This window comes from Streptomyces sp. NPDC012835, from assembly GCF_042900885.1.
Classification (GTDB): Bacteria; Actinomycetota; Actinomycetes; order Streptomycetales; family Streptomycetaceae; genus Streptomyces.
In genome coordinates this window covers 49,741-63,726 of the sequence record NZ_JBIBBW010000006.1, presented here as the reverse complement: position 1 = coordinate 63,726, position 13,986 = coordinate 49,741, and the positions used below count along the sequence as shown (strand labels likewise).

Sequence of the window (13,986 nt, the reverse complement as noted above, 5' to 3'; positions counted from 1 at the left end):
GGGTCCGGTCCGGGCGCGTGCCGACGACGCTACGCCGTCGGACGGGCGGGACGCGCACCGCCCGCCACCGGGAGGCCGCCCGGCCGGACCGGCGCGTCAGCCGTACGGGCCGTCCGCCGCGTCCGGCGGCTCCCGCCGGACGGCCGGATGGCGGAAGCTGTCATGTGTGAGCCACATCGCCGCTGCCCGCGCCGTCCCACCGCGCCCTCCTCATGTCCAGGCGCGGCAGGTGTCCCTCCGCCGTACGCGCGGCCTCGCGCAGCGGCGTGCCCTCCTCGCGGTAGTGGTCCAGGGCCCGCAGCTCGTGTCCCGCGAGCAGCACGCCGTCGGAGCGGACCACGCGCCACCAGGGCACGGCGCCGCCGTAGAGCGCCATGGCCCGGCCCACCTGGCGGGGGCCGCCGTCGCCGAGCCACTCCGCGACGTCGCCGTACGTCATCACTCTTCCGGGCGGGATCAGCTCGGCGACGTCGAGCACTCGTTCCGCGTACTCGGGCAGCGCGCCGGCCCCCGGCTCCCCGGCCGCCCCGGTATCCGTCGCGTCCCCGGCATCGTGGTTCCTCATCCGCCCCATCCTGCCGCACTCCACCGACAGCGGGCCGGGCGCGGTCCGCTCACCGTGTTCCGGCGCGTACGGGCCGTCACCCCCGGTGCGTACGGTCGCGAAGGGCCGCGTCCCGCGCGCCCGATGCCCCCGCAATGCACCCTGATGCCCCCGTCTGTCATCCGCTCGTGCCACCATCATCCGGGCGGTGACAGGTGATACGAGATCAAGAAGAGACCGATTCGGCGGAGGGACCGGCCGTGCAGCCTTCCGAGGCGGACGGCACCTCCGGTGCCCCGTCGCGTCCGGACACCGGGCCGAAGGCCGGACGGGATGCCTCGGATCCGGCCGGAGAAGCACCCCCCGATCCGCCCCGTCCGGCCCCTCGCGCGGCCGCTGACGACGCCCCGCGGGAGACGTTCGGCGCAGCGCCTCCCAAGGACGGGGACAAGGACGGGGACAGGGCCGGGGACAAGGACGGGCACGACGACGGGAGCGCGACCCGCGCCGACCGCGTCTCCGGGGACGAGCCGCTGCTCGCCGCCCGCGTCCACCGCCCCTCCGATCTGCTGCGCCTGCTGGTCGGCGTCCTCGCCATCGCCCTCCTGCTGGGTCTCTCCGCCTTCGCCCACGGCACCACCACCGGGCTGGAGAACGACATCAGCAAGGGCACCGGCCAGGCCCCCGACCTGATCGTCAAGCTGGCCGGGCTGGTCTCCAGCATCGCCGTCCTGCTCGTGCCGGTCGCGTTCGCGATCGAGCGGCTGATCAAACGCGACGGTCTGCGTATCGCCGACGGTGTGCTCGCCGCCGTACTGGCCCACGGTGTGACGCTCGCGACCGACCTGTGGGTCGCCCAGGCCGCCCCCGAGTCCATCGAGGCGGCGCTGACCCGGCCGCAGCTCGGCGGCAGCGGGATCACCGACCCCGTGCACGGCTATCTCGCCCCCGTCATCGCGTACATGACGGCCGTGGGGATGGCCCGCAGACCCCGCTGGCGGGTGGTCCTGTGGGTGGTGCTGCTGCTGGACGCCTTCGCGATGCTGGTCGCCGGCTACACCACACCGTTCTCGATCATGCTGACGGTCCTGATCGGCTGGACCGTGGCCTACGGCACGCTCTACGCGGTCGGCTCGCCCAACGTCCGGCCGACCGGACAGAACCTGATGGCGGGTCTGCGCCATGTCGGTTTCCGTCCCGTCAGCGCGATGCGCGCCGAGGATGTCGCCGACGCCAGCGAGCAGGGCGACCGGGGCCGCCGCTATCTGGTCACCCTGGAGGAAGGGCCACCGCTCGATGTGACCGTCGTCGACCGCGAGCAGCAGGCGCAGGGCTTCTTCTACCGGGTCTGGCGGCAGCTGACACTGCGTTCCATCACCACCCGCAGATCCATCCCCTCCCTGCGCCAGGCGCTCGAACAGGAGGCGCTGCTCGCGTACGCGGCCATCGCCGCCGGGGCCAACGCGCCCAAGCTGATCGCCACCTCCGAGCTGGGCCCCGACGCCGTCATGCTGGTCTACGAGCACCTGGGGGCCCGCTCGCTGGACTCGCTGCCCGACGCGGAGATCACCGACGAGTTGCTGCGCGGCGCCTGGCGCCAGGTCAAGGCGCTCCAGTCGCGGCGCATCGCCCACCGCAGGCTCACCGGTGACGCCCTGGTCGTGGACCGTACGGGCAAGGTCATCCTCACCGAGCTGCGCGGCGGCGAGATCGCGGCGGGCGATCTGGTGCTGCGCATGGACACCGCCCAGCTGCTCACCACGATGGGGCTGCGGGTGGGCGCGGAGCGCTCGGTCGCCGCCGCCGTCGGGGTGCTCGGCCCCGACGCCATCGCGGACTCGCTGCCGCTGCTCCAGCCCATCGCGCTGAGCCGCTCCACGCGCGCCACGCTGCGCAGACTGGCCCGTGAGCGGTCCCAGCGCGAACGGGACGCGGTGCTCCAGGCGTCCGAGACGAACAAGCGCGCCAAGGTGGCGGAGACGGTCGCCGCCGACGGCGACCGCAAGGCGGCGCGGAAGTCCCTGCGGGCGGAGAAGCAGGCGGAGAAGCGGGCCATAGACGAGGCTCTGGACGAGGCGCGCGAGGAGGACCTGCTCTCCCAGATGCGCCAGCAGGTGCTGCTGATCAGACCGCAGGCACCGGTCGAACCCGTCCGGCTCGAACGGATCAAGCCGCGTACGCTCCTCAGCTTCATCGCCGGGGCGGTCGCCGCGTACTTCCTGCTGACCCAGATCACCCAGGTGGACTTCAGCACGGTCGTCAGTGACGCGCACTGGGGCTGGGTGCTCGCCGCGCTGGCGTTCTCCGCGCTGAGCTATGTCGCGGCGGCGATGAGCCTGCTCGGCTTCGTACCCGAGCGGGTGCCGTTCCGGCGGACGGTCATGGCGCAGGTCGCGGGCTCCTTCGTCAAGATCGTCGCACCGGCCGCGGTCGGCGGTGTGGCGCTGAACACGCGCTTCCTCCAGCGCGCCGGGGTACGGCCGGGACTCGCCGTCGCCAGTGTCGGCGCGTCCCAGCTGTTCGGGCTCGGCGCGCACATCCTGCTGCTGCTGTCCTTCGGCTATCTGACGGGTACGGAGAAGACCGCGTCCCTCACCCCGTCCAGGACCGTGATCGCGGGGCTGCTGACGGTCGCCGTGCTGGTGCTGGTGGTGACGGCCATCCCGTTCCTGCGCAAGTTCGTGGTGACCCGGCTGCGCTCGCTGTTCGCCGGGGTGGTGCCGCGCCTGCTGGACGTGCTCCAGCGGCCGATGAAGCTCCTCACCGGCATCGGCGGGATGCTGCTGCTGACGGGCGTGTTCGTGATGTGTCTGGACGCCTCGATCCGCGCCTTCGACAACGGCAATCAGCAGTTGAGTTACGCGAGTATCGCCGTCGTCTTCCTCGCGGGCAACGCGCTGGGCTCGGCGGCGCCCACCCCGGGCGGCGTCGGCGCGGTCGAGGGCGCGCTGACACTGGGTCTGCTGGCGGTCGGGCTGCCGAAGGAGGTCGCCGCGCCGGCGGTGCTGCTGTACCGGCTGCTGACGCTGTGGCTGCCGGTGCTGCCGGGATGGCTGAGCTTCTCCCACCTCACCCGTAAGGGAGCGCTCTAGTCACCGCCGGGCGCAGCGCCCGGGCCCCGGCCGCGCCCCACCCGAGGAGCGCTGCCGGACGCCGCCCGCAGCGGCGTCCACCCGCATGGCCCGCCGCCCCGCGCGGGCCGTCCGGTCTGCCCGCACGATGAGGACATGCCGACCTTCTCCGCCCGGCGCGGCACGGCTCTCGCCGTCACCGCCGCCGCTCTGCTGGCCGCCTCCGGATGCTCCGACGGCGGGACATCCCGCGGCGGGAACTCGGGGGGAGGCAACTCCCCCACGGGATCGTCCCGGAGCGCCGGCCTGCCCGGCGACCTCACGTCCCAGCGGCTCGACTGGAAGGCGTGTCCCGCGCCGTCGACCTCGGAGGGCGGCGGCCCCTCGCCCTCCCCGCTGCCCGGCGGCACGCCGTGGCAGTGCGCCACCATGAAGGCGCCCCTCGACTACACCAAGCCGGACGGTGACACGATCGGTCTGGCGCTCATCCGGGCCAGGGCGCGTGACACGAAGCAGCGCATCGGCTCGCTCGTCTTCAACTTCGGCGGCCCCGGCGGCTCGGGCATCACCGGCCTGCCGTCCTTCGCGAGCGACTACGAGAAGCTCCGCTCCCGCTACGACCTGGTCAGCTTCGACCCGCGCGGCGTCGGCCTCAGCGCCGGCGTCCGGTGCGAGAGCGACAAGCAGCTCGACGCGTACTACGCGCGGGACGCCTCGCCGTCCACCCCCGCCGAGCAGAGGAATTACGTGAAGGGGCTGGCGGGCTACGCTGCGGCCTGCGAGAAGAACTCCGGCAAGGTGCTCCCGCACGTCGGCACGGCCAACGCCGCGCGCGACATGGAGCTGATGCGCACGGTCCTCGGGGACAAGAAGCTGCACTACTTCGGGATCTCGTACGGCACCGAACTGGGCGGCGTCTACGCGCATCTGTATCCGAAGTCCGTCGGCCGCGCGGTCTTCGACGCCGTGGTCGACCCCACCCAGGACTCCGAGCAGGGCTCGCTCGGCCAGGCGAAGGGCTTCCAGCTCGCCCTGACCAACTTCGAGAAGGACTGTGTGGCGCGCGGCAGCGCCTGCAAGCTGCCGGGCACCACCCCGAAGGAGATCGAGTCCTTCATCACCGGGCTGCTCGACCGGATCGGCAAGCGGCCCATCACGGGGATCGGCAACCGCCGGCTGACACAGACCCAGGCGACCAACGGCATCGCCCAGTCGCTCTACTCGAAGGAGTTCTGGCCGTATCTGGAGCAGGGCCTCGACGAGGCGGACGGCGGCAACGGCGCTCTGCTGCTCGCGCTGTCCGACGCGATGAACGGCCGTGACCAGTACGGGAAGTACAGCAACCTCCAGGCGGCCAACGCGGCGGTCAACTGCGCCGACTCCAAGGAGCGCTACACCCTGGCGCAGACGAAGGCGAAGCTGCCCGGCTTCCGCAAGGCGTCCCCGGTCTTCGGCGACTTCCTCGGCTGGGGGCTGATGGGCTGCTCCAAGTGGCCGGTGGCCGGGCAGTGGACCCACCCGGACGTCAGCGCGCCCGGCTCGGCCCCGATCGTGGTCATCGGCAACACCGGCGACCCGGCGACCCCGTACGCGGGCGCCAAGGCGATGTCCGACGCGCTGGGCAAGGGCGTCGGCGTGGAGGTCACCTACCACGGCCAGGGCCACGGCTCGTACGACAGCGGCGACAAGTGCGTCCGGTCCGCGGTCGACGACTATCTGCTGAACGGCAAGGTCCCGGCGGCCGGCACGGTCTGCCGCTGACGCCGGACATCCGCCCCGGGTACGGGGGGGGGGGGGGGGGGGGGGGGGGGGGGGGGGGGCCCCCCCCCCCCCCCCCCCCCCCCCCCCACCGCCGTACCTCAGCGACCTCAGCGGCCTCAGTAGATGGGCTTGCTCGGCTCGATCTGGTTCACCCAGCCGATGACTCCGCCGCCGACGTGCACCGCGTCGGAGAAGCCCGCCGACTTCAGCACCGCGAGGACCTCCGCGCTGCGGACGCCCGTCTTGCAGTGCAGGACGATCTTCTTGTCCTGCGGCAGCGTCTCCAGGGCGGTGCCCATCAGGAACTCGTTCTTCGGGATCAGCTTGGCGCCGGGGATCGAGACGATCTCGTACTCGTTCGGCTCCCGGACATCGATGATCTCGATGTTCTCGCCGTCGTCGATCCACTCCTTGAGCTGCTTGGGAGTGATCGTCGACCCGGCCGCCGCCTCCTGCGCCTCCTCGGACACGACGCCGCAGAACGCCTCGTAGTCGATCAGCTCGGTGACGGTGGCGTTCGGGCCGCAGACCGCGCAGTCGGGGTCCTTGCGGACCTTGACCTGGCGGTACTGCATCTCCAGGGCGTCGTAGATCATCAGCCGGCCGACCAGCGGGTCGCCGATGCCCGCGAGGAGCTTGATCGCCTCGGTGACCTGGATGGAGCCGATGGACGCGCAGAGCACGCCCAGCACGCCGCCCTCGGCGCAGGAGGGGACCATGCCGGGGGGCGGGGGCTCCGGGTAGAGGCAGCGGTAGCAGGGGCCGTGCTCGGACCAGAACACGCTGGCCTGGCCGTCGAACCGGTAGATCGAGCCCCACACGTACGGCTTGTCCAGCAGCACGCAGGCGTCGTTGACCAGGTAGCGGGTGGCGAAGTTGTCCGTGCCGTCCACGATCAGGTCGTACTGCGAGAAGATGTCCATCACGTTCTCGGCCTCAAGCCGCTCCTCGTGAAGGATCACGTTCACATAGGGGTTGATCCCGAGGACGGAGTCCCGTGCGGACGCCGCCTTGGACCGGCCGATGTCGGCCTGGCTGTGAATGATCTGCCGCTGGAGGTTCGACTCGTCGACCTCGTCGAACTCCACGATGCCGAGCGTGCCGACACCGGCCGCGGCCAGGTACATCAGCGCCGGGGAACCGAGACCCCCGGCCCCCACGCACAGCACCTTGGCGTTCTTCAGCCGCTTCTGACCCTCCATCCCGACGTCCGGGATGATCAGATGACGGGAGTACCTGCGGACCTCGTCGACGGTCAGCTCGGCAGCGGGCTCGACCAGGGGTGGCAACGACACAGAGACCTCAACAAGGGGGTTGGTCGGTCATTCAATACGGATGTTCTCCCTGTAACACTGCCACGGCCCTTCTCATTCCGAGACACCCGGTCCGACTCGCGAGACGATCTCGTCCCAGTAGCCGGGCAGCGCCTCGAAGGGGCTGCCGCGGCCCGTCCGGTCGTGGTGCGCGGTGCGGTCGGTGAAGAAGATCGTGCCCGCGCCCTGCCAGCGGGCTATCCGCACGGCCTCGTCCAGATGGGTGCGCGGTATTCCGTGGACGAGATGGACGAATCGCTCGGCCGGGTAGTCCGCCGTCCAGGGAGCCGCCTGTGACCAGCGGTAGTCCGTCCACGGTCCGGAGAAGGTGACCAGCTGGTCGGCGGCCCCGGCGTATCCGGGGTACGGATGCCTGCCGACCCCCAGGACGATGTACCCGCCGTCGTACCGCCGTTCGTGCGCGTGCCCGGCCGGGGCGCCGGGACCGTCGTCCAGCATCGCTTCGAGGACGGCCGTCGTCCGCCGCACGCCGGTCAGCTCCGCGCGGCCCGCCGGGCAGCGGTCGAGGAAGAATCCGCCGACGCGGTACCAGTCGAGGAAGCGTCCGGCGTCGGTGGCGATCTCGCCGAAGGGCCGGGCGCCGTACGCCAGGTCGAGATGGCCGAGCACTCTGGCGCCCGCGTTGGTGAGCCGGCCCGCCGCCGCCAGGCAGTGCGGGTCGGGCCGCTCGCCCGGGCCGTCCGCGACATTGAGGACGGCCCAGTGCAGCGGTGTCCCGGGGCGGGCCAGTTCGGCCCACTCGACCGGGGCGAGCAGCGGGTGCGCGTACCCCGGCACGCCGAAGCCGAGCCGGCTCCCCTCCGTGGCGGAGAGCCGGCCGCCCGCGCTGGTCAGATACGGCACGCGGCCTCCATCCAGATATCGGCCAGTGACTCCTCCAGATTGATCCGGGGCCGCCAGCCGAGCCGGTCGCGCGCGGTGCGTACGTCGGCCTGCTGCCAGGCGCCGCAGCCGTCGGGGTACGGGGAGGGGCCGGCGCCCAGGTGCTCGGCCACCGGTTCGGCCCTGGGGTGGCCGATGGTGGCGTGGCCGGCGCGCAGCAGCCGCGGATCGCCGTGGCCGCCGGCGCCCTGCGGCACGTCGAGTTCGTGCAGGGCGCCGGGGTAGCCCGCGACCCTGGCCAGTACGGCCGCCGCGTCCCGGAGCCTGACCGCGCGGCCGGTGCCGATGTTGACGATGCCCTGGGCGGCGGAGAGCGAGGCGGCGTGCACGGCGCGCGCCACGTCGCGTACGTCCACGAAGTCGCGCTGCACACCGAGCCCGCTGAGCTTCAGCTCGCCGTCGCCCGACTGCATGGCGCGGCGCATCGCCTCCGCGAGCCGGCCGAGCGGGGAACCGGCGGGGGTGCCGGGGCCGACGGGCGAGAAGACCCGCAGGACCAGGGCGTCGAGCCCGGAGCCCAGGACGAGTTCGGAGGCGGCGAGCTTGCTCACCCCGTACGGGCCGCCGGGCCTCGGTACGGCGTCCTCGGCCGTCGAGGAGCCCTGCGGGGAGGGTCCGTACTCGGACGCGCAGCCGAGCTGTACGAGCCGGGCGCCGCAGCCGCTGCGGCGCAGCGCCTCGCAGACGGTGGCGACGGCGACCGTGTTGTGACGGGTCAGTTCGCGCGCGCCGCCCCGGGTGGCGCCGGCGCAGTTGATGACGACGCCGGGGTGGACGGCGTCCAGGAAGCGGGTGAGCGCCCCCGGGCTGCCGCCGGCCAGGTCGAACCGGACATCGGCGTCGTCGCCCCGGCCGAGCGCGGTGAGATGGACGGCGGGGTCGGCGAGCAGCCGGTCGGCCACGAAGCGGCCGAGGAATCCGTTGGCGCCGAGCAGCAGGACCCTCATCGTGCGGCTCCTGGGTGACGACGGGCCGCCTGCGCGGCCGGTGCTGGGTAGTGCGGGCTCATCTCCGGTCTCTCCTTCTTTGCGGATGTTTCTTGGTGGGCGCTTCTCTGCGGATGCGTTACGGAGCGTTCTTCAGAAACGCGTCGAACAGCTGGGGTCGGTGTGCGCCGAGGCCCGGGAGAGGGCGATGGCGGCGTGGCCGAGGAGTGCGAGGGCGGCCGTCGCGCAGGCGAGCGTGGGTACGGCCGCGGCGCCCCCGTTCAGGACCAGGGCCCTGACGGGTACGGCGAGGGCGTCGCAGCCGGGAACCCGGCCCGCCAGGGCGGTCGCGCAGGCCAGCGCCTCGATCGCGCAGGCGGCGGCGAGCCCGGCGGCCGCGGGCCGGGGGAAGCCGTGGACCATGAGCAGCCGGGCGAGCAGGAAGAGGGTGGCGAGCGCGACCGTGGGGGCGAGCGCGCCGTCGCCGCCGTCCCCGAGGACGAGCGCCGTGAGCAGCGAAAGACCGGTGACGGCCAGGGCGTACAGCGCGACGAGGACGAGCAGCAGGGGCCGTGCGGACGCGGCGAAGTCGGCGAGCCCCCGGCTTCGGCGCAGCCGGCGGCGCGCGTGTACGGAGAAGAGGTGGGCGCACCACGCGGCCGGGACGACGGCCAGGGCGAGGGCGACCGGCGCGGTGAGCGGCGCCGGCCAGGCGGCTTCGGGTCCGCCCGCGACCAGTGCGGTCGGCAGTCCGTCACCGCACAGGAGGTAGGCGAGCAGCCAGCAGGCCGACAGTCCGGCGACGGGGCCGGTGCGCGCGCCCGCGCGCAGCGGACCGCGTCGCAGGCAGGCGGTGAGCGCGCCGGAGAGCGCGAGCGCGCCCGCCGCGCCCGTGACGAGCCGCCCCTGTCCCGAGGTGTGGTCGAGGCCGAGGAGGGTGGCGGCGCAGACGGCGCCGGGCAGCAGCGCGAAGGCGGTCCAGCGGGCGCGGCCGGGCGCGCCCCGGCCGGCCGGGGCGGGGGCGGGCTCCCGGCCGGTGGCGGTGTCCGGGGTGGGCGAGGTGTGGAGGGCGTGCGGGGCGTGCGCGCCGGAGTGGGTGGCGCCGGGTGCGCCGTGCGCCGCGCCGACCGCGTCGTGTGCCGGACCGTGTGCGACGTCGTGTGCCGGGCCGGGCGCGCCGCTGTCCGTCCCCTGCGGCACGCGCGCGTACAGCTCCTCGGCGAGCGAGAAGACGTCACGGTGCCGGAAGCGGGCGGCGGTCCTGTCGGTGATCCCGTGCGCTTCGAGCCCGGCCGCGATCTCCAGCGGGTCGACGGCCCGCTCGCACAGTGCGCGGTGTCGGTGCATCAGCGCTTTGACCGGATCCGCTGAGCCCCGGCGCGGAGCGGACTTCAGGGCCGGCTTCGAAGCCCGCGCCGCCGGGTCCGGGGCCGCCGGGTCCGGGGCCGCCGGGTCCGGGGCCGCCGGGCGCCCCGGCGGCAGCAGCGACCGGGAGCGCTCGTCCCACGGACCGGGGCTGCCGGGGGCCGGGGCGTCGGTGGCGAGCGAGGCGGGCGGAGTGGGCTGTGCGGTCATGCGGCTTCCTCCGTAGGACGGTCGCGGCCCTCGTGAGGGTGGTCGCGGTCCGCGCGCTCCGGCAGCGCCCGGCTGCCCGCAGTCCAGGGGCCGGGAACATAGGTCTCGGGCGGATGGGCGAACAGCAGCGGCTCCCCGTCGCCGTCGACGGCCTCGGCTCGGCGCAGCACGGGCGCCCGTGCGATGAGTTCCAGGTAGAGGGCGCGGAAGGCGGCGAGATTCTGCTCGACGGTGAAGAGTTCCAACGCGCGGGCGCGCGCCGCCGCGCCGAGCCGCGCCCGGCGCTCGGGGTCGCGCAGCAGCGCGACACAGGCGTCGGCGAGCGCCCGGGGGTTGCGCGGGGGCACCACCAGACCCGTACCGCCGATCACCTCGACCACCGCGCCGGTGTCCGTGGAGACCGTGGCGCGGGCGCAGAACATCGCCTCGACCAGGCTGACCGGGAAGCCCTCGACCACGCTGGAGAGGACGACCACCCCGGCCGCCGCGTAGACGGCGGGCAGGTCGGGCGCCTCGGGGCCGCCGATCTCCTCGAAGGAGACGGGGTTGTCGCCGACCGCGTGCGCGTCGGCCGCCTCGTCGGGGAAGAGATGCGCGGCGAGCCCCTGGCAGTGCGCGAGGTACCCCCGGCGGTGGGCGCGATGGGCGGCGTCCTCGGCGCCCGCGACGGGCACCGAGACGATCCGCAGCCGCGCGTCCGGTGCGGCCGCGCGGATCTCCGCGAAGGCGTGCAGCAGCGAGATCAGGTCCTTGCCGGGCTCGATCCGGCCGACCCAGACCAGCGTCGTCGGGTCGCCGCCGCCGTCGCCCGCGCCCCTGCCGTCCGCGCCCTCGCCCACCCCGTCGAACCCGCGCGCCTCCATGCCGGGGTAGACCGTGCGCAGCTTGGCCCGGTCGGCGCCGCACCGCTCCTGCCAGCGCCTGGCGTGGGCGTTGCCGGGGGTGATGATGTCCGCCCGCCGGTAGACCTCGGCGGCGAGCAGGCCGTGGAAGGAGGCGAGGAGCGCGCGGACCGGCGTGCGGAGAGCGGCGGGCGTGAACCGACCCGTCGCCACGAGGTCGCCGTCGCCCGGCGCACCGGTGGCCAGGTAGTGCGCCCGTAGCCGCACCCCGTGCTCCGTGACCAGCAGCGGTACCCCGAAGAAGCGTTTGGCCAACAGCCCCGGCAGGGCCGCGGTGCCCCCGGAGGCGGCGTGACAGAGGTCGACGGCGGCCAGTGCGTCGTCCCCGTACCAATCGAGCGACAGGGGGCGCAGAGCGCGCTCCAACTGGTCGGCGAAGGCCAGGAAATCGGGCACGGTGGCCGCCTGCACGCTCCGGCGCACACCGGGTGCGCGGCACGCGGATTCCAGCAGCCGCACGGCGGTCTCCGAGCGCAGGGCGGCGTACAGCCCGCCGCGCTCCCGCGCGAGGTCGGCCAGTCCGTAGAGGCCCGCGGCGAAGCGGTCGGCGGCGGTCGCGGCGGCGGCGGTGGTCGCGGTCGCCGTGGCGGCCGCGGAGATCGCGCCGGTGGGGGCCCCGGCGTCGGAGGCCGTCCCGGCGAAGGCGCCTCCGGCGGCAGGCGCCGAGCAGACCGCCGAGGCCAGTTCGGCGAAGTGGGCCGCGAACCTGCGCCGGTCGCGCCGTCCGTAGCGGGCGCCGTCGTCCACCGGGGCCAGGAGCGGCGCGGTGCGCACCCGTCCGACCGGGGGCGGCTGCTGTATCCGGCCGCGCGCTGCCCGCCGCGCGCTGCCGTCGAGCGTGTAGATGTCGAACTCGTGCGGTGCGAGCCCGTGTACGAGCCGCTCGCACCAGAGCCTGGACTCACCCGTCGCGTACGGATGTCCACCGTCCGTCAGCAGTCCGATCCGCACGAGCGCACCCCCGATCTCCCTTGTGGGCAGCCGTCGTTGATCGACGACTCACAGCGGGACGACCGTAAGCGGACAACCCGGTGGTACGACGGACGGTTGTCCGTCGCACCACCGGAAGGGGTGAATGCACGTAACTTTCCCGTACCGATGGCGTTCTGCGGCGGTACAGAGCGGTACGGGTACGGAGTGTCAGGCCAGAGCCACTTCCTGGTCCGCGTCCGGCACCGTCTCGCGGGCCGCGCGGGCGTCGCGGCGCTCCGCCGCCAGCGCGGGATCCAGCGCGGGCACAGCCGCCAGCAGTTGCCGGGTGTACGGGTCGCGCGGCGATCCGTACACCTGCTCGACCGTGCCCTGCTCCACGATCCGGCCGCCGCGCATCACCGCGATCCGGTCGCTGACCTGGCGCACCACCGCGAGGTCGTGCGCGATGAAGACCAGCGCCAGGCCGAGCTCCCGCTGGAGTTCCGCGAGCAGCGCGACGACCTGGGCCTGGGTCGTCACATCGAGCGCGGAGACGGGCTCGTCGCAGACGATCAGCCGGGGGTCGGCGGCGAGCGCGCGGGCGATCCCGACGCGCTGGCGCTGTCCCCCGCTGAACTCGTGCGGATAGCGGTCGTACCGGTCGGGGTCGAGTCCGACCCGCTCCAGCAGCTCACGGACGCGTGCGACCGTCCGCCCCTCGTCCAGCACCCCGGCGGCCCGCAGCGGGTCGGCCACCGACTCGCCCACCGAGCGGCGCGGGTTGAGCGAGGAGACCGGGTCCTGGAAGACCATCTGGAGTTCGCGGCGGTAGGGCCGCAGCTCCTTCTCGGAGACGTTCGCGATCTCCGCACCCCGGTAGACCAGCCGCCCGGCGCTCGGGTCGAGCAGCCGTACGAGCATCCGCCCCAGTGTGGTCTTGCCGCTGCCGCTCTCCCCCACGATGCCCAGGGTCTCCCCCGGCGCGACGGTCAGCGACACCCCGTCCACGGCGGTGAGGGTCCGCCGCCCGCGCCGGAACTCCCGCCGCAGTCCGTGCGCTTCGAGCAGCGGCTCGGCACGGGACGGCTCACCGGTACGGGACGGCGCGTCGGTACCGGAGGGCGCCTCGGCACGGGACAGTGCTTCCGTACCACCCGTACCGGATGCACCACCCGCACCACCCGTACCGGATGTACCGCCCGTACCCGACAGGGACCCGGCGGGCGAGGACGCCCCGGTACGCGCCCGCGGCACGGCGCCCCGGGTCAGCGGCGCGTCCAGCCGGGGCACGGCCGACAGCAGTGCGCGCGTGTACGCGTCTCGGGGGCGCCCCAGCACCTCGGCCACGGGACCGCGCTCCACCTCCCGCCCCCGCCGCATCACCAGCACCTCCTCCACGCTCTCCGCCGCGACACCCACGTCATGGGTGACCAGCAGCAGCCCCATGCCCGTCTCCTGGCGCAGCCCGTGCAGCAGGTCGAGGATCTGGGCCTGGACCGTGACGTCGAGGGCCGTGGTCGGCTCGTCGGCGATCAGCAGCCGGGGCTCGCAGGCCAGCGCCATCGCGATCAGGGCGCGCTGGCGCATCCCGCCGCTGAACTCGTGCGGGCGGGACCGTGCCCTGCGGGCCGCGTCGGGGATGCCGACCCGGTCGAGGACCTCGACGGCCCGCGCGCGGGCTGCCCCGCGCGTGGCGGCGGTGTGGACGCGGTAGACCTCGGCGATCTGGTCGCCGACGGCGTAGTAGGGGTCCAGCGAGGACAGCGGGTCCTGGAAGACCATGGCGGCCACCGCGCCGCGCAGCGCCCGCAGTTCGCTGTCGGTGGCGGCGCCCACGTCCGTACCGTCCACACGCACGCTGCCGCCGACCCGGGCGCCGGTCCCCCGGTGCAGGCCGAGCAGCGCGCTCGCGACGGTGCTCTTGCCGCTGCCCGACTCGCCGACCAGCGCGAGCGCCCGGCCGGCGTCGAGCGAGAAGGAGAGTCCGTCGACGGCGCGCACGGTCTCCTCCCCCGCCGCGTGCGCGCCGGTGGTGAAGTCCACGGTCAGGTCCGTCACCCGGACCAGCCGGTCCGCCCG

At 74.0% G+C, this 13,986-nt stretch carries 9 protein-coding genes; 2 read left to right on the top strand and 7 right to left on the bottom strand.

The genetic code is table 11. From position 1 onward, the window contains the following. Positions 1–160: 160 nt before the first annotated feature. Positions 161–565: an MGMT family protein gene (locus ACFY6S_RS23775; protein WP_388815282.1), complete on the bottom strand. Its 405-nt coding sequence runs from the start codon at positions 563–565 to the stop codon at positions 161–163. Between the two features lie 239 nt (positions 566–804). On the opposite strand from ACFY6S_RS23775, the gene ACFY6S_RS23770 reads away from it, so the two are divergent. Continuing rightward, a complete protein-coding gene (locus ACFY6S_RS23770; RefSeq protein ID WP_388815284.1) occupies positions 805–3,636 on the top strand; it encodes a lysylphosphatidylglycerol synthase domain-containing protein in 2,832 nt (943 codons plus the stop codon). 135 nt (positions 3,637–3,771) lie between these two features. Continuing rightward, positions 3,772–5,376 (top strand): alpha/beta hydrolase, encoded by a 1,605-nt coding sequence (locus tag ACFY6S_RS23765; RefSeq protein WP_388815286.1) that lies wholly within the window; start codon positions 3,772–3,774, stop codon positions 5,374–5,376. Between the two features lie 116 nt (positions 5,377–5,492). Here ACFY6S_RS23765 and moeZ read toward each other — a convergent pair whose 3' ends face one another. The 6 genes from moeZ to ACFY6S_RS23735 form a co-directional block, all read right to left on the bottom strand. Next, positions 5,493–6,671: an adenylyltransferase/sulfurtransferase MoeZ gene (gene moeZ, locus ACFY6S_RS23760; RefSeq protein WP_388815288.1), complete on the bottom strand. Its 1,179-nt coding sequence runs from the start codon at positions 6,669–6,671 to the stop codon at positions 5,493–5,495. Between the two features lie 72 nt (positions 6,672–6,743). After that, positions 6,744–7,553, bottom strand: coding sequence for a spherulation-specific family 4 protein (locus tag ACFY6S_RS23755; RefSeq protein ID WP_388815290.1), 810 nt, complete (start codon positions 7,551–7,553; stop codon positions 6,744–6,746). Further along, the gene (locus ACFY6S_RS23750) at positions 7,541–8,539 is read right to left on the bottom strand and encodes an NAD-dependent epimerase/dehydratase family protein (protein ID WP_388815292.1); all 999 of its coding nucleotides are present in this window, start codon (positions 8,537–8,539) and stop codon (positions 7,541–7,543) included. The genes ACFY6S_RS23755 and ACFY6S_RS23750 overlap by 13 nt, the downstream gene beginning before the upstream one ends. 132 nt (positions 8,540–8,671) lie before the next feature. Then, entirely contained in the window at positions 8,672–10,093 is a 1,422-nt protein-coding gene (locus ACFY6S_RS23745; RefSeq protein WP_388815293.1) for a hypothetical protein, read from the bottom strand. Continuing rightward, entirely contained in the window at positions 10,090–11,946 is a 1,857-nt protein-coding gene (locus tag ACFY6S_RS23740) for a DUF3492 domain-containing protein (RefSeq protein ID WP_388815295.1), read from the bottom strand. The genes ACFY6S_RS23745 and ACFY6S_RS23740 overlap by 4 nt, the downstream gene beginning before the upstream one ends. 189 nt (positions 11,947–12,135) lie before the next feature. After that, the gene (locus ACFY6S_RS23735; protein ID WP_388817884.1) at positions 12,136–13,974 is read right to left on the bottom strand and encodes a dipeptide ABC transporter ATP-binding protein; all 1,839 of its coding nucleotides are present in this window, start codon (positions 13,972–13,974) and stop codon (positions 12,136–12,138) included. Positions 13,975–13,986 lie beyond the last annotated feature (12 nt).

What these genes read in the sequence shown, in the direction of transcription:
- ACFY6S_RS23775 (WP_388815282.1), bottom strand. Translation starts at nt 565, where the DNA reads ATGAGGAACCACGATGCCGGGGACGCGACGGATACCGGGGCGGCCGGG.
- ACFY6S_RS23765 (WP_388815286.1), top strand. Translation starts at nt 3,772, where the DNA reads ATGCCGACCTTCTCCGCCCGGCGCGGCACGGCTCTCGCCGTCACCGCC.
- ACFY6S_RS23750 (WP_388815292.1), bottom strand. Translation starts at nt 8,539, where the DNA reads ATGAGGGTCCTGCTGCTCGGCGCCAACGGATTCCTCGGCCGCTTCGTG.
- ACFY6S_RS23745 (WP_388815293.1), bottom strand. Translation starts at nt 10,093, where the DNA reads ATGACCGCACAGCCCACTCCGCCCGCCTCGCTCGCCACCGACGCCCCG.